The organism is Nocardiopsis sp. RV163, assembly GCF_001029525.1.
GTDB lineage: Bacteria > Actinomycetota > Actinomycetes > Streptosporangiales > Streptosporangiaceae > Nocardiopsis > Nocardiopsis dassonvillei.
This window is the reverse complement of sequence record NZ_LEKI01000078.1, coordinates 1-24,573: the sequence shown is the minus strand read 5'-3', so window position 1 is coordinate 24,573 and position 24,573 is coordinate 1. Positions and strand designations below refer to the sequence as shown.

The 24,573-nt window shown below is 71.2% G+C and carries 15 protein-coding genes; 11 read left to right on the top strand and 4 right to left on the bottom strand.

Features of this window, described 5'->3' with window-relative positions:
* The 3 genes from ABD54_RS15120 to ABD54_RS15110 form a co-directional block, all read right to left on the bottom strand.
* A partial coding sequence (locus ABD54_RS15120) for a thioester domain-containing protein (RefSeq protein ID WP_047870123.1) occupies nucleotides 1–1,223 on the bottom strand: 1,223 nt, incomplete at its 3' end.
* Nucleotides 1,224–1,830: 607 nt separating this feature from the next.
* On the bottom strand, nucleotides 1,831–3,087 hold the full coding sequence (locus ABD54_RS15115; protein ID WP_047870122.1) for a thioester domain-containing protein: 1,257 nt from the start codon (nucleotides 3,085–3,087) through the stop codon (nucleotides 1,831–1,833).
* Nucleotides 3,088–3,495: 408 nt separating this feature from the next.
* Nucleotides 3,496–4,665: a thioester domain-containing protein gene (locus tag ABD54_RS15110; RefSeq protein ID WP_047870121.1), complete on the bottom strand. Its 1,170-nt coding sequence runs from the start codon at nucleotides 4,663–4,665 to the stop codon at nucleotides 3,496–3,498.
* Between the two features lie 298 nt (nucleotides 4,666–4,963).
* On the opposite strand from ABD54_RS15110, the gene gatB reads away from it, so the two are divergent.
* The 9 genes from gatB (at nucleotide 4,964) to cimA (ending at nucleotide 21,263) form a co-directional block, all read left to right on the top strand.
* Complete coding sequence (gene gatB / locus ABD54_RS15105) at nucleotides 4,964–6,460, top strand: Asp-tRNA(Asn)/Glu-tRNA(Gln) amidotransferase subunit GatB (RefSeq protein WP_047870120.1); 1,497 nt, start codon at nucleotides 4,964–4,966, stop codon at nucleotides 6,458–6,460.
* A 587-nt stretch (nucleotides 6,461–7,047) separates the two neighbouring features.
* Entirely contained in the window at nucleotides 7,048–9,753 is a 2,706-nt protein-coding gene (locus ABD54_RS15100; RefSeq protein WP_047870119.1) for a bifunctional diguanylate cyclase/phosphodiesterase, read from the top strand.
* Between the two features lie 704 nt (nucleotides 9,754–10,457).
* On the top strand, nucleotides 10,458–12,218 hold the full coding sequence (locus ABD54_RS15095; protein ID WP_047870118.1) for an acetolactate synthase large subunit: 1,761 nt from the start codon (nucleotides 10,458–10,460) through the stop codon (nucleotides 12,216–12,218).
* 20 nt (nucleotides 12,219–12,238) lie between these two features.
* A complete protein-coding gene (gene ilvN / locus ABD54_RS15090) occupies nucleotides 12,239–12,763 on the top strand; it encodes an acetolactate synthase small subunit (RefSeq protein WP_013151229.1) in 525 nt (174 codons plus the stop codon).
* 206 nt (nucleotides 12,764–12,969) lie between these two features.
* A complete protein-coding gene (gene ilvC, locus ABD54_RS15085; RefSeq protein WP_200904116.1) occupies nucleotides 12,970–13,965 on the top strand; it encodes a ketol-acid reductoisomerase in 996 nt (331 codons plus the stop codon).
* Between the two features lie 312 nt (nucleotides 13,966–14,277).
* Nucleotides 14,278–15,867 (top strand): phosphoglycerate dehydrogenase, encoded by a 1,590-nt coding sequence (gene serA / locus ABD54_RS15080; RefSeq protein WP_047870116.1) that lies wholly within the window; start codon nucleotides 14,278–14,280, stop codon nucleotides 15,865–15,867.
* Nucleotides 15,868–16,825: 958 nt separating this feature from the next.
* Entirely contained in the window at nucleotides 16,826–17,890 is a 1,065-nt protein-coding gene (locus ABD54_RS15075; RefSeq protein ID WP_047870115.1) for a 3-isopropylmalate dehydrogenase, read from the top strand.
* Between the two features lie 245 nt (nucleotides 17,891–18,135).
* A complete protein-coding gene (locus ABD54_RS15070; RefSeq protein ID WP_047870114.1) occupies nucleotides 18,136–19,251 on the top strand; it encodes a branched-chain amino acid aminotransferase in 1,116 nt (371 codons plus the stop codon).
* Between the two features lie 401 nt (nucleotides 19,252–19,652).
* Complete coding sequence (gene cimA, locus ABD54_RS15065; protein WP_047870113.1) at nucleotides 19,653–21,263, top strand: citramalate synthase; 1,611 nt, start codon at nucleotides 19,653–19,655, stop codon at nucleotides 21,261–21,263.
* Nucleotides 21,264–21,471: 208 nt separating this feature from the next.
* Here the strand turns inward: cimA and ABD54_RS15060 are convergent, their stop codons facing one another.
* Nucleotides 21,472–22,290, bottom strand: a complete 819-nt coding sequence (locus ABD54_RS15060) for a DUF3152 domain-containing protein (RefSeq protein WP_047870124.1) — start codon at nucleotides 22,288–22,290, stop codon at nucleotides 21,472–21,474.
* 336 nt (nucleotides 22,291–22,626) lie between these two features.
* On the opposite strand from ABD54_RS15060, the gene ABD54_RS15055 reads away from it, so the two are divergent.
* Nucleotides 22,627–23,427: a fumarylacetoacetate hydrolase family protein gene (locus tag ABD54_RS15055; RefSeq protein WP_047870112.1), complete on the top strand. Its 801-nt coding sequence runs from the start codon at nucleotides 22,627–22,629 to the stop codon at nucleotides 23,425–23,427.
* Between the two features lie 87 nt (nucleotides 23,428–23,514).
* Nucleotides 23,515–24,540 (top strand): GDSL-type esterase/lipase family protein, encoded by a 1,026-nt coding sequence (locus ABD54_RS15050; RefSeq protein ID WP_047870111.1) that lies wholly within the window; start codon nucleotides 23,515–23,517, stop codon nucleotides 24,538–24,540.
* Nucleotides 24,541–24,573 lie beyond the last annotated feature (33 nt).

Sequence of the window (24,573 nt, the reverse complement as noted above, 5' to 3'; positions counted from 1 at the left end):
TTGCGCTTGCGGCTCAGGTAGATGGCGCCGCCACCGGCACCCAGGGCGGCCACACCGGCGGCGACCAGGCCGGCGAGCGCGCCGCCGGTCACCGGCAGGGTGGGCTCGTTCTGGTCGTCGGCGGGCTGGGAGGGCTTGTCGACGGGCTCGGAGGGCTCGTCGCTCGGGGTCGGCTCGGGGTTCTCGGGCTCGCTCGGCTCGGGGGACTCCGGCTCGCTGGGCTCGGGGGACTCCGGCGGGGTCTCGCCGCCGGTCCAGGAGACCGAGGCCGACGCGGAGACGGTGACCTCACTGTCCTCGGCGGTGATCAGGGTCTGGGTCGGCTGGTACTCCTCCTCGCCCTTGAACAGGCGGCCCGACCGCACGGTCGCCGTGGTCTCCAGGGAGAAGGAGGCGGTGCCCTCCGCCGCGCCCTCCGGGACGGCCAGGCCGACGGTGTCGCCGTTGTCGACCGTGGTGACGGGCTCGCCGCTCTCCAGGTCGATCAGCTCGACCCCGACGCCCTCGGGGGCCTGGACGCTGACCTCGATGCCGTCCTCGTCGCTGGTCTCGACGAGGAACTCACCGATCGTCTCGCCCGGGCTGCCGGTGGCCTGGTGCGGGGTGATGCTGAGCGTGGGTTCCGGCTCCTGCTCCAGTTCCACCGCCTCGTCCACCAGGTAGCGGTAGGCCTTGATCACCGCACCGTTGTCGACCCTGCCGCCGACCTCGGGGTTCGCGGTGACCCGGGACAGCTCAGTGCCGTTGCTGAAGTGCCAGATCGCGGCCTGCGTCGCGGTCAGGGCCTCGGCGTCGGTCAGCCCCCTGACCCGGGCCGCGTCGGCCAGGTCGGCCGCGCTGATGCTCGGGTAGCTGTTCTGGAGGATCCAGTGCACCTTGCCGGGCGCGGCGAAGTCGCCCCTGCCCGGGTAGTTGGCCCACTCGTCCTCGAGGTACCAGGCCTGGTCGACGATCTCGGTGCTGAAGTCGATGCAGTAGGTCGTGAGAACGTCGCCGTTCTCCAGACGCAGGTCGAACAGACTGGCGCTGGTGGGCTCGGCGCCCCGCATGGTCACGACGTGACCGCTCTGCGCGGTGGCGGGGTACTGGGCGCGGACGGAGCCCTCGTAGGTCTCCACCGGGTCGGCGGAGGCCGGAGCGGCGAGCCCGAAGGCGAGGAGTGCGGCGGCGGAGGCGGCGAGAGTCGCGCGCCCGACGGAATGGGGGAGGGACACGTACGTCACGTCTTTTCCTGTGGGTGGTCTCAAGGTGAGCCAACCGGGTCTTCCACCGGGGTCGGAACGCCGGGCGGCGGACCGGTCGGTCCGATGGGAGTTCACAGAGAAGACGTCGAGCCCCCGCACCGGGTTGTCCGCTTCCTGCGTGGAGGACATGAATTCCGGGAGAACGTGACGGGTTCGTTCCTGGAGGCCGGGCGGGGTCCGTGCCTGAGGAACCCGGGCCTCCCGCCCTCCCGCGTCCAGGTGACCCCACGGCCGGGCGCGCTGAGTGTGATCGACTCCCTGACCGCGTCCTCCGTGATTGCGCTGCTCGGCTCCACGACGCCGTTTTCGAGCTGCCGCGACGAACCGGACGGCCGGATCCCGTTCGCCCGGGCGCTCGGTGTCGCCGACCAGTTCCCGCACCCGGCCGGCCGCCACGGGCACTTCGAGGCCGCGATTCGCGTACTCCCACCCCTCGGGCGGCCGCCCGGCGGTGTCGTCGCCCTCCGCCGGGGACGGTTGCGGGGCACGGCCGCTCGCCTGTCGGACGACACGAAGGGCCCGTTTCCGTGGGAGACCACGGAAACGGGCCCTCAGGCTCCACCGTCCTCGGACGGCGGGAGGGGTGTTAGCCCTCCAGGTCCTGGCTGCCCGCGGCCTTGCGCTTGCGGCTCAGGTAGATGGCGCCGCCACCGGCACCCAGGGCGGCCACACCGGCGGCGACCAGGCCGGCGAGCGCGCCGCCGGTCACCGGCAGGGTGGGCTCGTTCTGGTCGTCGGCGGGCTCGGAGGGCTTGTCGACGGGCTCGGAGGGCTCGTCGCTCGGGGTCGGCTCGGGGTTCTCGGGCTCGCTCGGCTCGGGGGACTCCGGCTCGCTGGGCTCGGGGGACTCCGGCGGGGTCTCGCCGCCCTCGGTCCAGCTGGCCACGGCCGAGGCGGAGACGGTGACCTCGTCGTCCTCGGCGGTGATCAGGGTCTGGGTCTCCAAGCCGTCGCCCTGGAACAGGCGACCGGCGAAGAACGTGGTGCTGGCGGAGAGGCTGAATCCAGCCTGGCCAGCCTCGGCGTCCTCGGGCACGAGGAAGCCGACGACGTCACCGTCCTTGACGGTCTCGACGAGCTCACCGTTCTCGGCGTAGACCAGTTCGACGCCCTCGGGGTTCTCCTCGGCCTCCATGACCTGGAGCTCGGCGGCGTTGGTCTGGACGGTGAACTCACCGACGATCTCACCGGCGTTGCCAGAGACCTCACCCGGGGTGATGCTCAGGGCGGGGGCGGGCTCGGAGACGGGCTCGGCCGCGCCCACCAGGTAGTCATAGAGCGCAGTGACGTTGCGCTTGTTGTTGTGCGTGCCGTCTCGGTCCTGGTTCCCGCTCGGAACGTTTTCCAGGCTGCTGCCGTTGCTGAAGCGCCAGATGGCGGCTTGGGTGGCGGCGATCGCCTGCCCCTCGGTCAGGCCCTCGACACCGGCCAGACCGCCCAGGGCGCCCAGGTCGGACTGCGTGGGGTAGGAGTTCTGGAGGACCCAGAGCACCTTGCCCGACTCGGCCTCGAAGTCGCCCTTGCCGGGATAGTCGGCCCAGTTGCCCTCGACGTAGGGGACCGTCTCCAAGTCGCGCGGGATCTCGGTCTTCAGGTCGATGCAGTAGGTCTTGAGGGTGCCCCCCTCGGCCAGATCCAGGTCGAACAGCGAGGTGCCCGAGTTTTCCTCGCCGCTCATCGTGACAGTGACGCCGCGGGCGGCGTTGTAGTTGTACGCGGCCTGGGTGGGGGAAGCGTCGGGGTCCGCGGCCGCGGGGGCGGCCAGGCCGAAGGCCAGGAACGCGGCTGCGGTGGCCGCCAGGCCGGTGCGGCCGACGGTGCGGGGGAGGGAGGAGATACTCAAATTGTGTCCCGGTGTGTTCTAGGGGTAACCGGATGGAAAAATGCCTGCCCAAAGGACGACGGGAACCGATGGGACTGACAGCGGTGGCCACGGCACGACGGTCGCCGGGAGAAATCCGGTGCCGCCTGCTGCGTTCACCCGTTCCGGGGGGTCACCACGTCGGGTTCGGATCGTGGCGCCGTGTGGGGTGGGCGCGATCTTCCGGTGGGGCTCGCCGTGACGCGGGAGCCGGTCGCGCTCGCCGTGGGGCCAACGCTCGCCTGATACTAGCGATCCCCTTCGCTACTTCCAAGCTGGTTCGCGGAAAATGTGACCGGATACGGCCAGGAAAAAATTCCTCGCAGGTAGATCCGCATTATGTCGAAAAGCTATGCAACGAAAGCGGGACTTCCGCGTCCCCCAACCTCGTCAGTCGCGTCGTTTGCGTCCCACAACCAGGATGATCAGGCCGGATACCACCAGGGCCCCCGCGATGACCAACAGCCCGGACAGCCAGGTTCCGGTGAGGGCCAGATCGTCCTCGGGGATTCGGTCCTCCGCTGTGGGAGATATCTCCTCGGTGGGAACCTCCTCCTCGACTGCCTCCTCCAGGGCGGGGGGCTCCTCCTCCGGCGCGGGCTCCGGGCTCGCCGCGGCCACCGGCTCCTCGGTCTGCTCCGGATGCCACGTGAACGTCGCGATGGCCGAACTCGTAGCCGAACCCGCCTCCGCGGTCACCAGGGAGCGGGTGCGCACGCCGTCCCTGCCGGTGAACAGGCGCCCCTGCGGCAGCGGGAAGTCCCGCCCTTGCAGGTGCAGGGTCGCCACGCCGGCCGGCACCGTCGGATCCACGGCCAGGAAGACCCGCTCGCCGTCGCCCGTCTGGGTGACCGGCTCCCCCTCCGCGTCGACCAGCCACGACGCCGGGGCGCCGCGCACCGACACCGACACCGGCTCCGCTCCGGAGCTGTGCACGGTCAACGGACCCAGCGGCTCCTCCGGGGCGGCCGCCTCCACGTGGGACGGCGACACCGCCAGGGACCGGGAGACGGTGTTGTCCGGCGCGGACGCGCTGCCCTCCACCAGGTGGTCGTACAGCGCCATGACGCCCGGGTCGTTGGCGTCGGGGTCCGGCCGCACCCCCTCCAGCACCTGCCACAGGGCGGCCTGGGTGCCCGCGATTGCCCGTGCCTCGTCCAAGCGGGGCAGGTCGCTCCCCTCCAGCAGGGACTCCAGACCGACCGTCGGATAGGAATTGGACACCACCCAGTACGCCCGGTCGGCGGGATCCGTTTCCTGCGGGGTTTCGGACCACTCCGGAACGTCCGACCAAGCTGACTCCACGTAGGCCGCGTACGGGTGGACCTCCTCGTCCGCGGTCACCGTGTAGGCCCGGACCGAGGCGTGCTCGCCCACGCGCAGGCTGAACAGCGCCGTGTCGGCCTCCCTGCCGTCGGCGAGCACGAGCGGCGCGCCCTCGACGGGGTCGCGGTCCACGCGTGAGAAGTCGTCGGCGCCGGCCGCCGGGGCACCCAGCAGGGTGCCGATCAGGGCCGAGGCGGAAAGCAGCGCGGCGTACCGACGCAGGATGCCGGACATGCTCGTGCGCTCCCATGAGAAGGCGGCGGCCGCAGTCCGGGGCCACCGGCGAAACAGTCTTCCTGGGCCACCCAGACTAACGGTCCGGCACCCGGCGGCAGCGGACATCCCCCTGACAGCGTCCCAATCGTGTACTGACCGTGATGTCCGGTGACCTGGCCGTGACTCCGCTGCCGGGCACCCCACCCCCGCGCGCTCGGTAGGCTGAGCTGGAAGGTATGTCGTCTACGGAAGCGGGTTTGCGGCGATGGCCCACGCGGTACGTCCCAGCTCTGCCACGAACAGCGGTCCTGCGCCGGTGGCCTACGAGCAGGCACTGGCCAGGTACGAGCCCGTCCTCGGCCTGGAGACCCACATCGAGCTGGGCACCGCCTCCAAGATGTTCTGCTCCTGCCCCACCGCGTTCGGCGCCGACCCCAACACGCAGGTGTGCCCGGTCTGCCTGGCGCTGCCCGGCTCCCTGCCGGTCGTCAACGAGAAGGCGGTCGAGGGCGCCATCCGGCTGGGCCTGGCGCTGAACTGCTCCATAGCCCCCTGGGGCAGGTTCGCCCGGAAGAACTACTTCTATCCGGACATGCCGAAGAACTACCAGATCTCCCAGTACGACGAGCCGATCTGCGTCGACGGCCACCTCGACGTCACCGTCGACACCCCAGACGGTCCCCGAGTGTTCCGCGTGGACGTCGAGCGGGTCCACATGGAGGAGGACACCGGCAAGACCTCCCACGTGGGCGGTGCCACCGGCCGCATCCACGGTGCCGACTACTCCATCGTCGACTACAACCGCGCGGGCATCCCGCTGCTGGAGATCGTCACCAAGCCCGTCACCGGCACCGGCGACCTGGCGCCCCTGGTCGCCCGCGCCTACGCCGCCGAGCTGCGCGACCTGGTCCGCTCCCTGGGCATCTCCGACGTGCGCATGGAGGAGGGCTCCATGCGCTGCGACGTCAACGTCTCCCTCAACCCGCGCGGCGCCTCGGAATGGGGCACCCGCAGCGAGACCAAGAACGTCAACTCGCTGCGCTCGGTCGAGCGCGCCGTGCGCTCGGAGATCGAGCGCCAGGCGGGCGTGCTCGACGCCGGGCAGAAGGTCGTGCAGGAGACCCGCCACTTCCAGGAGAACACCGGCCGCAGCATCTCCGGCCGTTCCAAGGAGGAGGCGCAGGACTACCGCTACTTCCCCGACCCCGACCTGGTGCCCGTCGCGCCCTCGGCGGAGTGGGTGGAGGAGCTGCGCGCCACCCTGCCGGAGCTGCCCGCCGCCAAGCGCGCCCGGATCCGCGCCGAGTGGGACCTCACCGACACCGAACTGCGCGACCTGGTCAACGCCGACGCCATCGACCTGGTCGCGGCGACCGTGGCCGAGGGCGCCCCGTCGGCCGAGGCCCGCAAGCTGTGGCTCAACGAGCTGTCGCGCCGCGCCACCGAGCAGGAGGTGGAGCTGGCCGCCCTGCCCATCACCCCGGCGCAGGTCGCGCGCGTCATCGCGCTGGTCGCCGAGGGCACGCTCACCAACAAGCTCGCCCGCCAGGTGGTGGAGGGCGTGCTGGCCGGTGAGGGTGAGCCCGACGCGGTGGTCGAGGCCCGCGGTCTCAAGGTGGTCAGCGACGACGGAGCCCTCGGCGCGGCCGTGGACGAGGCCATCGCCGCCAACCCCGACGCTGCCGACAAGGTGCGCGGCGGCAAGGTCGCCGCGGCCGGCGCACTGGTGGGCGCCGTGATGAAGGCGACCCGCGGCCAGGCCGACGCGGGACGCGCCCGCGAGCTCATCCTGGCCAAACTCGGCGCGAGCTGATCCGTCACCGCCCCCTTCCGTGCCGCGCCGGGCCCCGTGCCCGGCGCCCTAGGTCCGTTCCCCGCGGCGGACGCGCTCCGCGGACCGCCGCTTTGGGGAGCCCGTGCCGCCTGTCACCCGTTTCGTCCCGTTCTGTCGGTACCGGGTGGCACCCTGCATGGGCCGTGGGCCGCAGGGTAGGCGGGAGGGGCCCGGGACCCGTTTCACGGTTCCGTGCCGCGCTCCGGGAAACGGAGCGGGCACTCCGCCCCCGCCGGAGCCGCGACGCGCCGGGGCGGGTACCGGAGGGACGAGGGTCGAAAATCACTGTGTGTGATCGTTCCGTCTTCATCTCTCATCCGGTCCTCAATCGCTGTGTGACCTTGGTTGCGTAGGGTTGCGACGCACGGGGACGTGTACGGTCCCCCGGGCCGTTCCGCCGCCGGGCCCGTCCCAGTCCCGCGAGACCCCGGGCGGCAGACGCGGTGCCGGGTGCTGTGCCGCGCCCGGACTCGAACGACGCGAGGTGGGTGCTCCATGTCCGAGGAGAGAGCGTGACCGCGGCAGGGCGCCGCGTCGACCGTGACGTGCCCGCTGGGAGGTCGGTGATGGGAACCCGGGCACGCCGCCTGTGGGTCGTGGCCCTGGCGGTGCTGTTCCTGCTCTACCTGGTGGGGACCGTGGTCCCCACGGCGCAGACCAGCGTGACCGCCGCGCTCGCGGAGTGGCCCACGTCCGTCGCGGCCGGGGCCGCCGGGCTGTCGCTGCTCTACGCCTCGCGCCGCTGGGCGGCGACCGGAGCCGACCGGGACGCCCACGCCGACGGCGCGGACGGGCCCTCCGCCCTGCGCCACCTCGGCTTCGCCGCGCTCGCATGGTGCGCGGGTGGCGTCACTCACGGTCTGATCCGTCTGTTCAGCTCCGCCACGGCCCTGTCGCTAACTCTGGGTGACCTCTTCGCCCTCGCGGCCCTGCCACTCTTCGTGATCGGTTTCACCAAGTTCGCGCCGTGGCCGGGCGGACTGCGGACCGCCGTGCGCCACGTCACCGACAGCTACGTGTGCGCCGCCGCGGTCTTCTCCGTGGTCTGGCTGCTGCTGTTCTCCCCGCTCTACCAGGAGCTCGGGGAGGGCGCCGGGTTCCTGGGCTTCGCCCTGGTCTACCCGGTCGCCGACATCGTCGTGCTGTGCCTGCTCGTGCCGCTGGTCTTCATGTCGCCGCACAGCACGCGGCGCGCGGTGCTGGTGGCCATCGGCGCCCTCATCGTCATAGCCGGGGCGGACATCCTCGGCGCGCTCACCCGCCTGACCGGACCGCCCGTCCTCGGCGGCGTCGAACACCCGGTCAGGTTCCTGGGCTTCGCCCTGCTGGGGGCCCTGCCGTGGCTCGTGGAGCACCGGCCCGGCACCGACCCGCGCCGGATCACCGGCCGGGGGCTCTACCGGTTCGCGCCCGAACTCGCCGCGATCGGCGCCGTGTTCGTGGCCGCTGTGGTGCTGACCGTGGCGGGGCTCCGCCTGCCTGGGGTGGCGCCGGTGCTGCCGCTGGCCGCGGGCACCGCCGTGGTGGTTCTCCTGGTGCGCATGGTGGGCATGCTGGAGGAGAACGCCACGCTCTCCCGGATGGTGCGCAACCGCGAGGTCCACTTCCACGAGCTGGCGCGCAACAGCGGCGACGTCATCCTCGTGCTCGACCGCGACGGCGGCGTGAACTACGTCAGCCCGGGCACGGCCGAGGCCTTCGGCTACCGGCTCGACGACGTGCTCGCCGCCCCCGTCACCGCGCTCATCCACCCCGAGGACCTGGGGCGCACCAAGGCCGTCACCGACCTGTTCTCCGAGCGCGGCGCTCAGGGGGTGCACATGCGGCTGCGGGTGCGGGCGGCCGACGGGACCTGGCGGCACACCGAGTCCACCATGTCCCTGTACGAGCAGCCCGGTGAGCCCGACCGGCTGCTGGTGACCACCCGCGACATCAGCGCGCAGGTGGCGCTCCAGGACGAGGTGGAGCACCTGACGTTCCACGACGGTGTGACCGGCCTCCCCAACCGCGCCTACCTGGAGGAGCGGGCCAGCGACGTCCTGGCGCACCGGGTGATCAACGAGGAGCCCGCGGGCGAGGTCGCGGTGATCTTCCTGGACCTGGACGGGTTCACGGCGGTCAACGACTCCGCCGGGCACGTGCGCGGCGACCACCTGCTCGGCCAGGCGGCCCGCAGGCTGCGCGGCGAGTTGGACTCCGACGCCACCCTGGCGCGCTGGGGCGGAGACGAGTTCGCGGTGCTGGTGGAGAACGTGCCCCGTGTCCAGCGGGTGGTGGACCTGGCCGAGCGCCTGGGGAGGGTGATCGCCTCGGAGCCGTTCCCGGTCGCCGACCGGGAGATCATGCTGACCGCCAGCATCGGCGTGGCCTTCGCCGAGCCGATCACCGACAGCGGCGAGCTGCTGCGCAACGCCGACGTGGCCATGACCCGGGCCAAGGAGCGCGGGGCGGGCCACGTGGAGGTCTACGCCGCGCACATGCACGACACGGTGGTCTCGCGCCTGGAGCTCCAGATCCGCCTGCGCCAGGCGCTGGCCAAGGACGAGTTCTTCCTGGAGTACCAGCCCGTCGTGGACCTGGGCAGCTCCCAGGTGACCTCTGTGGAGGCTCTGGTGCGCTGGGACCGCGACGGCGAGACGGTCGGCCCCGAGGACTTCATCGGCGCGGCCGAGGAGTCGGGCCTGATCGTGCCGCTGGGCGAGCGGATCCTGCGCGAGGCCTGCGGGAAGGTCTCGGTGTGGCGGCTCTCGGACTGGGACATCGGCCTGTCGGTGAACCTGTCGGTCAAGCAGGTTCTGTCGCCGCGCTTCGTGGAGTCGGTGGCGGGGATCCTCGCCGAGTCGGGGCTTCCGGCCGAGGTGCTGACCCTGGAGGTCGACGAGGAGGTCCTGCTCGACGACGGCGGGGAGGCGGTGCAGCGCCTGGGCGAGCTGCGCGAGCTCGGCGTGCGGCTGGCCATCGACGACTACGGGATGGGTTACGCGTCCCTGGCCCACCTGCGCAGGCTGAGCGTGGACGCGATCAAGATCGACCCGTCGTTCGTGGCGGACCTGGGCCGCGACGACACGGTGACGCTCCTCACGCACACGATCATCCAGCTTGGGCGCGACCTGGGCGTGCAGGTGGTGGCCGAGGGCATCGAGCGCTCCGAGCAGCTGGAGCAGCTCCGCGCCATGGGCTGCGACCACGGCCAGGGGTTCCTGGTGGCCCGGCCCATGCCCGCGAGCGGTGTGGAGTCGCTCGTCGGCGGCGAGGCCGGGGTCAGCCTCTGAAAGGGCGGAACGCTGACCGCGTCCCGCCCGCGACCGCCCTGAGCTCCCTGCATGAGGTCGTGGCTGTGCGTGGCCAAGGGTTCCGGACCGGCCCTGACCGGCCGCCCCTCTCGGAAGGGGCGGCCGGTCAGGGCCGGATCGAAACGATCCCGGGTGTGCTGGAACCCCGGGGTGTCGCGGTGTCGAACGAGGCGCGCGGGCGGGTCGACGCGTCCTCGGACCTCGACGAGCTGAACCGGCGGGTCCGCCGGGCGGCAAAGGTCGACGGCGCCGAGGACCCCTCCACCCGAACGGGCGGGGACGGACACGCGCTGACCGCGAGCCCCGTTCCACTCCGCGGACCCCGGACCGCCGCCCGTGCGGTGTGCGTCACACGAAACCGGGGTGACTTGTCAGCATTCGCCCAGTTCGTAGGGGTTGTCGTGTCATCGAGGGGTGCCGCATGCTGACATTTCCGTCTCATTAATCGAGACAATATGTCGTTCTGGTTGACGGGTGCCCTCTCCGTCGGCCAATGTGGTCATCATGCAGAGCAACTCCCTGATTCTCGTACTTGGTCGGCGCGCAGCCCGCTGAGTTTCCTCTGCTGCGCGCCACCCCTCAACCGCCGTCGGCGGTGGGGGTTTTTTTATTGCCAGGCCCAGAGTCAGACCCACCAGGCCAGAGCCCCCGTGCCGCTCTGACCCTCGCTGAAGGATCTTGAGATGACCGAGCAGATGACCGGCGCCCAATCGCTGATCAGGTCGCTGGAACAGGTCGGCGTTGACACTGTCTTCGGGATTCCCGGCGGCGCCATCCTCCCGGCCTACGACCCGCTCTACGACTCGGCCAAGGTGCGCCACATCCTCATGCGCCACGAGCAGGGGGCCGGTCACGCCGCCGAGGGCTACGCCTACGCCACCGGCCGCCCGGGGGTGTGCATGGCCACCAGCGGGCCCGGCGCCACCAACCTGGTCACCCCCCTCGCCGACGCGCACATGGACTCGGTCCCGATGGTCGCCATCACCGGCCAGGTCGCCGCCCCGATGATCGGCACCGACGCCTTCCAGGAAGCCGACATCTGCGGCATCACCATGCCGATCACCAAGCACAACTTCCTGGTCAAGGACGTGCGCGAGATCCCGCGGATCGTCGCCGAGGCCTTCCACATCGCCTCCAGCGGACGCCCCGGCCCCGTCCTGGTCGACATCTCCAAGGACGCCCTGCAGAACTCCGCCGAGTTCGTCTGGCCCGAGCGCCTCGAACTGCCCGGCTACCGCCCGGTCACCAAGCCGCACGGCAAGCAGGTCCGCGAGGCCGCCCGCATGATCGCCGAGGCCCGGCGCCCGGTGTTCTACGTCGGCGGCGGCGTCCTGCGCGCCGGCGCCTCCGCCGAGCTGCGCGTCCTGGCCGAGCTCACCGGCGCCCCCGTCGTCTCCACGCTGATGGCCCGCGGCGTCTTCCCCGACAGCCACCCGCAGTCGGTGGGCATGCCCGGCATGCACGGCGACGTCGCCGCCGTCGGCGCCCTCCAGAAGGCCGACCTCATCGTCGCCCTGGGCGCCCGCTTCGACGACCGCGTCACCGGACGCCTGGACAGCTTCGCCCCAGACGCCAAGATCGTCCACGCCGACATCGACCCGGCCGAGATCTCCAAGAACCGCCACGCCGACGTGCCCATCGTCGGCGACTGCCGCGAGGTCCTCGCCGACCTGGTCGTGGCCGTGCGCGCCGACCAGGAGAAGGGCCGCCAGGGCGACTACGCGGCCTGGTGGCAGCAGCTCAACCGCCTGCGCAACACCTACCCCAAGGGTTTCGAGGCGCCCGAGGACGGCAGCCTGTCCCCGCAGGCGGTCATCGAGCGCCTGGGCAAGATCGTCGGCCCGGAGGCCACCTACGTCGCGGGCGTGGGCCAGCACCAGATGTGGGCCGCCCAGTTCATCGACTACGAGCGCCCCGGCTCCTTCGTCAACTCCGGCGGCCTGGGCACCATGGGCTTCTCCGTCCCCGCCGCGCTCGGCGCCAAGGTCGGCGACCCCGACCGGACCGTGTGGTCGGTCGACGGCGACGGCTGCTTCCAGATGACCAACCAGGAGCTGGCCACCTGCGCGATCGAGGGCATCCCGGTCAAGGTCGCCGTGGTCAACAACGGCAACCTGGGCATGGTCCGCCAGTGGCAGACCCTGTTCTACGAGGGCCGCTACTCCAACACCGACCTCCAGACCGCCCCGCGCGACGAGAAGGTCCGCATCCCCGACTTCGTCCGCCTCGCGGAGGCGTACGGTTGTGTCGGCCTGCGCTGCGAGCGAGCCGAGGACATCGACGCCACCATCGAGAAGGCCATGGCGATCGACGACGCCCCCGTCGTCGTGGACTTCACCGTCAACCACGACGCCATGGTCTGGCCGATGGTCGGCCCCGGCGTCAGCAACGACAACATCCAGTACGCGCGCGACATGGCGCCGAACTGGGAACACGAGGACTAAGAGGAACAGGCGGAACCACCATGAGCAGTCATACGCTTTCCGTTCTGGTGGAGGACACCCCGGGTATCCTCGCCCGCGCCTCCGCCCTCTTCTCCCGTCGAGGCTTCAACATCGACTCGCTCAGTGTGAGCAACACCGAGTACCCAGGACTGTCCCGGATGACAATCGTGGTCAACTGCGACCTCCACCCCTTGGAGCAGGTGACCAAACAGCTCAACAAGCTGGTCAACGTCGTCAAGATCGTGGAGATGGACACCACCGCGTCGGTCCGGCGCGAGCTCCTGCTCGTCAAGGTCAAGGCCGACGCGTCCAGCCGCACCCACGTGCTACAGACGGCCGAGCTGTTCCGCGCGCACGTCGTGGACGTCAGCCCGGACGTCGTCGTCATCGAGGCCACCGGCGACCCCGAGAAGCTCGATGCCCTGGTCAGGAACCTGGAGCCGTTCGGCATCCGGGAACTCGTCAAATCAGGGCTGGTCGCCCTGGGACGCGGACCCCGGTCGATCACCGACCGATCCCTCCGCACGGTCGAGCGCAGCGCGTAGCGGTGTTTCCCGACTCGCTCCGCTCGCTGGTTCGGGCGCCCGGAGAACGGGAACCTTCGGCGCCTACGGCGTGTCGGCCCGTTCCCCGCGAACACGCCTCCGCCGCCTCCGGAAACCCGTAGGCGCCCGAACCCCGACCCGGGGCCCGGACGCGCACGGACCCCGCCGCGTCCCGCACGAAACTGAGAAACAAGGAGCAACCCCAAGTGGCAGCACAGATGTACTACGACGACGCCGCCGACCTCTCGCTCATCCAGAGCAGGAAGGTCGCCGTGATCGGCTACGGCAGCCAGGGCCACGCGCACGCGCTGTCGCTGCGCGACTCGGGTGTGGACGTGCGGATCGGCCTCGCCGAGGGGTCCAAGAGCCGGGCCAAGGCCGAGGAGGAGGGCCTGCGCGTCCTCACCCCCGCGGAGGCCACCCGCGAGGCCGACGTCATCATGATCCTGGTCCCCGACCACATCCACCGGGACCTGTACGCGGCCGAGATCGCGCCGAACCTGGAGGCGGGCAACGCGCTCTTCTTCGGCCACGGCTTCAGCATCCGCTACGGCCTCATCACCCCGCCCGAGGGCGTGGACGTGGCCATGGTCGCCCCCAAGGGCCCGGGCCACCTGGTCCGCCGCCAGTACGAGGCCGGGCGCGGCGTGCCCTGCCTGGTCGCGGTCGAGAAGGACGCCAGCGGGCAGGCCTGGGACCTGGCGCTGTCCTGGGCCAAGGGCATCGGCGGCACCAAGGCCGGCGTCATCAAGACCACGTTCACCGAGGAGACCGAGACCGACCTGTTCGGTGAGCAGGCCGTGCTCTGCGGTGGCACCGAGGAACTGGTCAAGGCCGGTTTCGCCACCCTGGTCGAGGCGGGCTACCAGCCGGAGATCGCCTACTTCGAGTGCCTGCACGAGCTCAAGCTCATCGTGGACCTCATGTACGAGGGCGGCATCTCCAAGATGAACTGGTCGGTCTCGGACAACGCCGAGTACGGCGGCTACACCCGCGGCCCGCGCCTGATCACCGAGCAGACCCGCCAGGAGATGCGCAAGATCCTCGGCGAGATCCAGGACGGTTCCTACGCCAAGGAGCTCATGGAGGAGTTCGACGCCGGGCAGCCGACCTTCACCAAGCGCCGCGAGGCCGAGCAGAACGAGCAGATCGAGAAGGTGGGCGCGGAGCTGCGCCCGCTGATGAGCTGGCTCAAGGCCTAGTTCCTTTCGGCCTCCGCTTCGTTTCGGCCCCCGTCCGGGCGCCCGGAGAACGGGAACCCCCGGTGTCTTCGGTGAGACGGCTCGTTCCTCGCGGTCTCACCTGCGCCGCCTCCGGAACCCCGTGGGCTCCCGAACAACCCACTGCGCTGAGGCCTATCCGAAGGACGGACCACGGGGGCGGGCGGCTCTTGGCCACCCGTCCCCGTCGGGCTTCCCTACCCCGCCGGTAGACTTTCGACCAGCCGTCACCCCCGATCCGGGCAGAGCCCACCACCTGCGCGGTCGGGCCGCACCACCCGAAAAGGAACCGTTGTGCCCAAACCCGCCGTACTCGTAGCGGAAAAGCTCTCGCCCGCCGGAATCGCCCTGCTCGAGGAGGACTTCGAGGTACGCCACGTCGACGGCGCCGACCGGTCCCAGCTCCTGCCCGCCCTCGCCGACGTCGACGCCCTCATCGTGCGCAGCGCGACGCAGGTGGACGCCGAGGCGATCGCCGCCGCCTCACGCCTCCAGGTGGTGGCCCGTGCCGGAGTCGGTCTGGACAACGTGGACGTGGACGCCGCCACCAAGGCCGGCGTCCTGGTTGTCAACGCGCCCACCTCCAACATCATCAGCGCCGCCGAGCAGGCCATCAACCTGCTGCTGGCCAGCGCGCGCAACACCGCCCCGGCGCACAACGCCCTGGTCAACGGCGAGTGGAAGCGCTCCAAGTACACCGGCGTCGAGCTCTACGAGAAGACCGTCGGCATCGTCGGCCTCGGCCGCATCGGCGCCCTGGTCGCGCAGCGCCTGTCGGCCTTCGGAACCCAGGTCATCGCCTACGACCCCTTCGTGCAGCCCGCCCGCGCGGCCCAGATCGGCGTGGAGATGACCACGCTGGACGAGCTGCTGGAGCGCTCGGACTTCATCACCATCCACCTGCCCAAGAACAAGGACACGGTGGGCCTTATCGGTGACGAGGCCCTGAGCAAGGTCAAGCCCACCGTGCGCGTCATCAACGCCGCGCGCGGCGGCATCCTGGACGAGGACGCGCTCTACCGGGCCCTCAAGGACGGCCGCGTGGCGGGCGCGGGCATCGACGTGTTCGCCAAGGAGCCGTGCACCGACAGCCCCCTCTTCGAGTTCGAGAGCGTGGTCGTGGCCCCCCACCTGGGTGCCAGCACCGCCGAGGCCCAGGAGAAGGCGGGCACCCAGGTCGCCCGCTCGGTCAAGCTGGCCCTCTCCGGCGAGTTCGTCCCCGACGCCGTGAACGTCCAGGGCACCGGCGTGGCCGAGGACGTCAAGCCGGGCCTGCCGCTGACCGAGAAGCTCGGCCGCGTGTTCACCTCCCTCGCGGGCACCATCGCCAGCCGCATTGACGTCGAGGTGCGCGGCGAGATCGCCTCGCACGACGTCAAGGTGCTGGAACTGGCCGCCCTCAAGGGCGTGTTCGCCGACGTGGTCGAGGACACCGTGACCTTCGTCAACGCCCCGCTGCTCGCCAAGGAGCGCGGTGTCGAGGTCAACCTCGTCACCAGTGACGACAACACCGACTGGCGCAACCTCATCACGGTCCGCGGCGTGCTGGCCGACGGCACCCGGGTGTCGGTCTCGGGCACCCTGACCGGTCCCCGCCAGGTCGAGAAGCTGGTGGAGATCAACAACTACACCATGGAGATCGGCCTGGCCGAGCACATGGTGTTCCTGTCCTACGAGGACCGCCCCGGCGTGGTCGGCACGGTCGGGGCCCTGCTGGGCGACGCCGGTGTCAACATCGCGGGCATGCAGGTCATCCGGGACCAGGAGGGCGGCAAGGCGCTGATCGCGCTCACCGTGGACTCCGCGGTCCCCGACGACACCCTCGCCTCGATCTCCGCCGAGATCGACGCCGAGGTCAGCCGCCAGGTCGACCTGGAGGACTAGGGTCTGTTTTTTGTACCGGCCTCGGCTTGTGGGGGGTTGGTTCGGGCGCCCACGGGGTTCCGGAGGTGGCGGAGGCGGGTGCGTGAGCAACGAGCGAACCCGCCGTAGGAGCCGAAGGTTCCCGTGCTCCGTGCGCCCGAACACGGGCCGGAGCGAAGCGGAGGTCCGAAGAACACCGCCTAGGGGAGCCCGGAGGTTCCTCCCTGGCGGTCGCGGCGGGGGCCGCACCGCGTTCGGCGCCTACGGGCGCCGCGCGCGGTGCGGCCCCTCGTGCTGTCCGGGGACCGCGCGGCGCGGTGAGTCGTGCGCCCTTCGCGTGTTTTCTTCATGTCTGCGTGGTTGTGGTGCAAATCGAGGTCCGGCGGGGCCGGGTCCTGACCAGCGGAGACATCTCGACGTCTCGTATGGTGAGAAACCCTGGCCATGTAGTTGGACATCCGATATTCTGAGGTCCTAGGAGTCAGCGGCACCGGTTCCACAGCCGGGGGTCGCCGCCCGGCGCCACGAGCGCCCCCACCGGGGCCCGTGCGGGCGTTCCACAGCGGTCGATCCCGCCCGGAGGGCTCCTCGTCTCCGTGGACACCGTCGCCCACGTTCCGCGCTCCGCCGCCGTTCGGCGCGATCCGCCCCGAACCCCGGTCCCGTAGTGCACCTCGCCGCAGAGCATTCCCTGGCCGAGCCGTTCCCGGCTCCGGTCACGCAAAGCATCCGGAGGATCGCATGTACGACATGATCGAGTACCCGTCCGCGCCCGACTCCCAGGACGAGATCAACCGCGCCCTGCAGGACGCCCTCAACCGGCGGGCCTGAGCCCCGGCTGGGAAGACGGCCGCGCGAACCCCCGGCCGGAGGCGCCCGCACTCCGCCGGGGCGGTAGGGTTGTCTCATTCAGTGTTCATTCTGGTCTCACCATATGAGAAGCGGCCGGTGGGGCCGTGTCGAAGCAGAGGCAGTCCGTATGGCAGCGCGCACCGTGAAACTGGCGGTCATTCCCGGCGACGGGATCGGTCCCGAGGTCATCGCCGAAGGGCTCAAGGTGCTGGAGGTCGCGGCCTCCCAGCACGACCTCGCAGTGGAGACCACCGAGTACGAGCTGGGCGCTAGGCTCTGGCACCGCACCGGTGAGACCCTGCCCGACTCGGTCGGGGCCGAGCTGGCCGGGCACGAGGCCATCTACCTCGGCGCAGTCGGCGACCCGTCGGTCCCCAGCGGCGTCCTGGAGCGCGGCCTCCTCCTGCGCCTGCGCTTCGACTTCGACCACTACGTCAACCTGCGCCCCGTCCGCCTCTACCCGGGAGTGGACAGCCCGCTCGCGGGCGTGGGCCCCGAGGACATCGACATGCTGGTGGTCCGCGAGGGCACCGAGGGCCCCTACGCGGGTGCCGGGGGCGTCCTGCGCAAGGGCACCCCGCACGAGATCGCCACCCAGGACAGCGTCAACACCCGCTTCGGGGTGGAGCGCGTCGTGCGCTACGCCTTCGACAAGGCCGCCTCCCGCCCCCGCCGCAAGCTCACCCTGGTCCACAAGGACAACGTCCTGACCTTCGCCGGTGAGCTGTGGCAGCGCGTGGTCCGGGAGGTCGGCGCCGAGTACCCGCAGGTCGCCGTGGACTACTGCCACGTCGACGCCGCGTCGATGTTCTTCGTCAACCAGCCCGCCCGCTTCGACGTGGTGGTCACCGACAACCTCTTCGGCGACATCATCACCGACATCGGCGCCGCCATCACCGGCGGCATCGGGCTGGCCGCCAGCGGCAACATCAACCCGGACAACACCTTCCCCAGCATGTTCGAGCCCGTCCACGGCTCCGCGCCCGACATCGCGGGCCAGGGCAAGGCCGACCCCACCGCCACGGTGCTCTCGGCCGCGACCATGCTGGAGCACCTCGGAGTGCCCGAGGCGGCCCGCCGGATCGAGGCCGCGGTCGCCACGGACCTCAAGACCCGCGCCCAGAACGGCGCGGTCCGCTCCACCTCCCAGATCGGCGACGACCTCGCCGCGCGAGTAGCCGAGCAGGGCTGACGCACACGCCGGAAGCCCTGCCCTCCCTGCGGCGCGGCTGACGGCACGGTCCACCTCCACCGTCGACGGGCGCGCCCGGGTCACCGAGCGCGCCCTTCGCCGTGTCCGCGCGCGGCTCCGCTCCCCGAGCGGCTCCGCCCCGCGTGCGTCACTCCTGCTCTGGCACCGGGTGCGCTCTTCAGACAGACTAGATTCCAGGCCGGCGATGCTGCCGGCCTGATGCACCCGAGAGGACCACCGACAACATGAACAACGACACCACCACAAGCGGGTTGACGTTCGACATCCAGCTCTCCGACAGGCGGAAGACCCCGCAGGAACGAGAGGCACTGCTGGAGAGTCCCGGGTTCGGCCAGGTGTTCACCGACCACATGGTGAGCATCCACTACACCGAGGGGAAGGGGTGGCACGACGCGAAGCTGGAGCCGTACGGTCCGCTGAGCCTGGACCCGGCCACCGCCGCCCTCCACTACGCCCAGGAGATCTTCGAGGGACTCAAGGCCTACCGGCACCCCGACGGCTCGCTCGCCTCCTTCCGCCCCGAGTCCAACGCGGCCCGCTTCAACCGCAGCGCGGCGCGCATGGCGATGCCCGAGCTCCCCGAGGAGCTCTTCCTCAAGTCGATCGAACTCCTCCTGGAGCACGACGGCGACTGGGTGCCGACCAGGGAGGGCTTCAGCTTGTACCTGCGCCCGTTCATGGTCGCCACGGACGTCGGCCTGGGCGTCAACCACCCGTCCCGCTCCTACGTCTACCTGCTGATCGCCTCGCCGGTCGGCTCCTACTTCTCGGGCGGCGTCCAGCCGGTGACGGTGTGGCTTTCCAGGGACTACACGCGCGCCGCTCCGGGCGGCACGGGCGCGGCCAAGTTCGCGGGCAACTACGCGGCGAGCTTCCTCGCCCAGGCGCAGGCGGTGGAGCAGGGCTGCGACCAGGTGGTCTGGCTCGACGCCCGCGAGCACCGCTGGGTCGAGGAGATGGGCGGCATGAACCTGTGGTTCGTGTTCGGCTCCGGTGAGAACGCGCGGCTGCGCACGCCCCCGCTGACCGGGACCCTGCTGCCGGGCATCACCCGCGAGTCGCTGCTGACGCTGGCCCCCGACCTCGGCATCCCGGCCGAGGAGGCGCCCATCTCCACCGACGAGTGGCGCGAGGCGGCCGAGTCCGGCGAGCTCACCGAGGTGTTCGCCTGCGGCACCGCGGCCGTCATCACCCCCGTCGGCCGGGTCAAGGGCGACGACGGCGAGTTCACCGTCGGAGACGGCGCCCCGGGCCCGGTCACCATGCGCCTGCGCGAGGAGCTGGTGGGCATCCAGACGGGTCTGCGCGCCGACGAGTACGGCTGGATCACCCGGTTCTGACGCGGCCCCTGCGGGCCGTCCTCCCCGGGCGGCCCGCCCCGGCCCTCCCCCGGTGACGTCGGTCACCTCGCCGCGTCGGCCCGCTCGTGCCGGGACGGCGTGCTCCGAGGCGGTCCACGCGGGACGACGGTGCCTGGGGGAGCCTGCGGCGAGGCGTCAGGTATGTCCGGTGTGAGAAACCAGCGTCTCGCATGGTGGGACAATCTGCCGGTGAGCACCGAGAACTCCGCCACCGTGTGGCACACTGACCTCATGCCGTCTCAGGTGCTCATTATCGTGAGGCGCGCTGGCTGACCATCGGACGCCGCCAGCGCGCTGACCTCTCGTGTCCACGAGGGGTCTTTTTTGTTGGCGGGGCCCGGTCGGCCACATCACAGCATCCACCTTCGGGAGTTCCACCCATGAGGGACGACAGTTTCCACGTCTTCGACACCACGCTGCGCGACGGGGCCCAGCGCGAGGGCATCAACCTGCGGGTCTCCGACAAGCTGGCCATCGCGAAGCTGCTGGACGACTTCGGGGTGGCGTTCATCGAGGGAGGGTGGCCGGGGGCCAACCCCAAGGACACCGAGTTCTTCCAGCGGGCTTCACGAGAGCTGACGCTGGAGCACGCGCAACTCACCGCGTTCGGCGCGACCCGCCGTGCCGGTGTGCGGGCCGCCGACGACCCGCAGGTGGCCGCACTGCGTGACAGCGGCGCACCGGTCGTCACCCTTGTCGCCAAGAGTGACGACCGGCACGTCGAGCGCGCGCTGCGCACGACGCTGGACGAGAACCTCGCCATGATCGCCGATACGGTTTCCCACCTGAGCGAACACGGCCAACGCGTGTTCGTGGACTGCGAGCACTTCTTCGACGGATACCTCCACAACCCCGACCACGCGCTCGACGTGGTCCGCGCCGCCGCCGGTGCCGGCGCCGACGTCGTCGTCCTGTGCGACACCAACGGCGGCATGCTCCCCACCGACGTCACCCGTATCGTCACCGAGGTCCGCGAGGCCACAGGCGCACGCCTGGGCATCCACGCCCAGGACGACACCGGCTGCGCCGTCGCCAACACCCTCGCCGCCGTGGACGCGGGCGCCACCCACGTGCAGTGCACCGCCAACGGCTACGGCGAGCGGGTCGGCAACGCCAACCTCTTCTCCGTGGTCGGCGCGCTCACGCTCAAGCGCGGTCGGGAGGTCCTGCCCGAGGGCTGCTTGGCCGAGATGACCCGGGTGGCCACCGCCGTCGCCGAGATCGTCAACCTCACCCCCGACACGCACCAGCCCTACGTGGGGGTTTCGGCCTTCGCCCACAAGGCGGGGCTGCACGCCTCCGCGATCAAGGTCGACCCCGACCTGTACCAGCACACGGACCCCGCGCTGGTCGGAAACACCATGCGCATGCTCGTCTCCGACATGGCCGGGCGCGCCTCCATCGAACTCAAGGCCGAGGAGCTGGGCCTGGACCTGTCCGGGGACCGCGCCCTGTCGGGGCGGGCCGTGGAACGGGTCAAGGGCCTGGAGCTGTCGGGTTACAGCTTCGAGGCCGCCGACGCCTCCCTGGACCTGCTGCTGCGCGAGGAACTGGGGAGGCCGGTCCGCTACTTCGACACCGAGTCCTGGCGCGTCATCACCGAACGCCGCCCCCGGGTCGGCTCCAGCCCCCTGTCCAGCGACTACGAGAGCCTCACCGAGGCCACCGTCAAGCTGCGGGTCAAGGGCGAACGCGTGATCGCCACCGCGGAGGGCAACGGCCCCGTCAACGCCCTGGACCGCGCGCTGCGCAGCGCCATGGAGAGCGTGTACACCGCGCTGGCCGGGCTGGAGCTGACCGACTACAAGGTCCGAATCCTGGAGGGCAGCTCCGGCACCAACGCCATCACCCGCATCCTCGTCACCTTCAGCGACGGGTCGGGGGAGTGGACCACGGTGGGCGTGGGGCCCAACGTCGTCGACGCGTCCTGGGTCGCCCTCGAACAGGCCGTCACCTACGGGCTCCTCCTCCAGGGTTACCCGCAGGACTGACCGGCGGCGCCCGGGAACCGGGGCCTCGCGGACGGCGGGGAGCGGACGAGGGGGCGGGGCGATCATCGCCCCGCCCCCTCGCGCCGGCCGTGGCCGCCCTCCAAGACGGCCCGACCGTCGCTTTTCGTTTCCGGATGGATGCAAAGAGTCACGGGATTGGGTGTGCGCGGTCGGCCCGGAAAAGCACGGACGGCCTCCGGGCGGGCCCTCAGCCCTCGGAGTCGTTCCCGGGGTGCACCCAGCCGTTGGGCTCGCACCCCTGGAGGCCCAGGGTCTGCTGCTGCATCACCGGGGCCGGTTCCCCCTCGCCGGGGCAGTCCACGTGGCCGTGGCCCAGAGTGTGGCCCACCTCGTGGTTGATCAGGTAGATCCGGTAGGTCTCCAAGTCGTCCTCGAAGTGGGGGACGCCCGACACCCAGCGGTTCTGGTTGATGATCGCCTGGTTCCCGTTCGCGCAGGACACGTACCCGTCGGTGTTCAGCGGGGCGCACAGCCGGTCCACGGTGTCCGGGGCGGCCAGGAGCACGCGGACGTCGGCGTCGTCGCCGTCCACCCGCTGCATCGCGCGCCCGCCGTCGTCGCCCCAACTGCGCGGATCGCCCAGGATCTCCTCCACGGCGGCCGCGAAGTCCCCGGAGTCCCCGGGCAGCCCCTTCTCGACCTCCACCGCGAAGGTGGTCACCGGCCCGTCGCCCATGACGTCGCTCTCGCCCTCCAGCACGGAGAACTCGCCGTCGGCGCTCTCGACCTCCTCCTCCACGGAGCGGAGCAGCAGCGGGGTCTCCTCCTCCGCCCGCCCGGAGGGTTCGCCGGAGGGCTCCGTCCCGGGCTCGGCGGCCCCGCCCGCCGAGTCCCGTCCCCCCGCGGAGTTGCTCCGGTCGCCGTCCCCCTCGGGAACCCCGTCGCCGACCGGTCCGGACGCGGAGGTCTCGGCGGGGTCGCCGAGGTCGGGCCCGTATCCGGGCACGCTCACCATGAGCACGGTGGAGGCCCCGGAGACCAGGCACAGACCCAGCGCCAGACCCATCGGGTACCGGCGGCGCTTGCGGTGCCGGGCACGGGGGCGACCCCCGGGCGAAGCGGACGTGGGCACGGGAACCAGCCTCTCGACGGCGGACGACGGACCCAGCATGCCAGAGTCCGGCCCAAGGAAAGGCCAAGGCAGTGTCCGGGAAGAGCAGGTATGGGAGGGCGTGAACTTCCTGCGGTCTTTCGCGGTTTCCATGTGCTTTCGCTCCATCCGCGGCGCGGTACGGATGTGTCCTTCGACTCCCCCCGGACGGGTCCCGACCGCTCCCGGTCGCCCGCCGCGCCGATACCCTTCAACCGCAAGCGAGACAACAGGGCTGCTGGGAGGCATCAGGTGCGCATCGCGCGGTTCGCGTCCGGTGACGAGGTCGGATTCGGCCTGGTAGAGAAGGATTCCGACACCGGGGAGGAGTTCGTCGCCCGACTGAGCGGCCACCCCCTCATCGGCGACATCCAGCTGACCGGCGAGCGGGCCAAGCTCTCCGACGTCCGGCTGCTGTCACCGGTGCTGCCGACCAAGGTGGTCTGCATCGGCAAGAACTACGCGGACCACGTCGCGGAGATGAAGGACGTCACGGGGGAGTCCACCGACGAGCCCGTCGTCTTCCTCAAGCCCTCCACCGCCGTGACCGGGCCCCGCGACCCGATCTTCCGCCCCGCCGTCTCCGAGCGGGTGGACTACGAGGGCGAGCTGGCCATCGTCGTCTCCCGCCCTTGCCGCGAGGTGCCCCGCGAACGCGCCAAGGACGTCATCTTCGGCTACACCGTCGCCAACGACGTCACCGCCCGCGACCTCCAGAAGAAGGACAAGCAGTGGACGCGGGCCAAGGGCTTCGACTCCTTCTGCCCCATCGGCCCCTGGATCACCACCGGGATGAGCATCGAGGAGGCGCAGGACCTGGCCGTCACCACCACCGTGGACGGCCGGACCCGCCAGGACGGGCGCACGTCGCAGTTGATCCACGACATCCCGGACATCATCGCCTACGTCACCTCCTTCATGACGCTGCTCCCCGGTGACGTGGTCCTCACCGGAACCCCCGCCGGGGTGGGCCCGGTCGAGGTTGGCCAGGAGGTCGCGGTCACGGTGGAGCGGTTGGGCACCATCACCAACCGCGTGGTGGCCCGCGACTGAGAGCCCGGCTCCGCGCGCCGATCCCGCGCGGCCCAAGGGGTCGGCGGCGCCCTGCCGCCGACCCGCGCACGAGTGGAAGGCAGTCCGTTGACCGTCCCCCGACGCCGCCGCACCGGTGCCCCCGTCCTCGTCGGCGCGCTCGCCCTCGTGCTCCTGGTCGCGGGGGGCGCCTACTGGACGGCCGCTCGCACCGACGGCGGCGAGGGCGGCACCGGCACACCGACAGGGGGATCCGTGAGCGAACCGCACCGCATCATGCTGGCGGGAGACTCGATGACCCAGGGCGCCAACGGCGACCGGACCTGGCGCTACCACCTGTGGAACCACCTCTCCCCGCACGTGGAGGAGTTGGACTTCGTCGGCCCCTACAGCGACCCCGCGAGCCGCGACATGATCCTTCCGGTCCCCACCACCGAGGACGAGGCGACGCCGAGCCCCGACGTAGACCCGGCCGGGGACTACCAGGAGGGCGGCGACGGCGTGCCGCCCCCCGGGGAGGGCCCCTCCGCCCCCGACGGGCAGATCCCCGAGGAAGGCGCCGTCTGGCCGGGCGCGGACGGCGACCCGGACACCGCCGAGTACCGGGACCCCGACTTCGACCAGGACCACAACGCCCTTTGGGGCCGCACCCTGCGCGACGCCTCCTCCTCCATCCGGGAGGACGTCCGCGTCCACCGCCCGGACGTGCTGTGCGCCATGCTCGGCGTGAACGACCTCCTGTGGCCGGTCACGATGGAGGAGATGGAGTACCGGCTGCGCGGCTACGTCGAGGCGGCGCGCGAGGCCAACCCGCACCTGCGCGTCGTGCTCGCCGAGACCCCGCCCATCGCCCTGGCCGACTCCGACGAGGGCTTCGCCCTGCGCGTGTACGCCTACAACGTCCTGATCCGCGAGGTCGCCGCCGACATGTCCACGGAGCGCTCACCGGTGATCAGCCTGGACGTTGCGGGCGGTGAGGACTGGGACGCGGCCGCCGACACCTACGACGGCACCCACCCCAACGCGCGCGGGGAGGTCAAGATCGCCGCGGCCTTCGCCGACGCCCTCGCGGAGGGCTACGGGATCGGCCGCCCCTACCCGCGCCCGCTGCCCACCGCCCACGCGGGGGAGTGAGGCGGGGCGCCGCCCGCAGCCCCGCCTCACTCC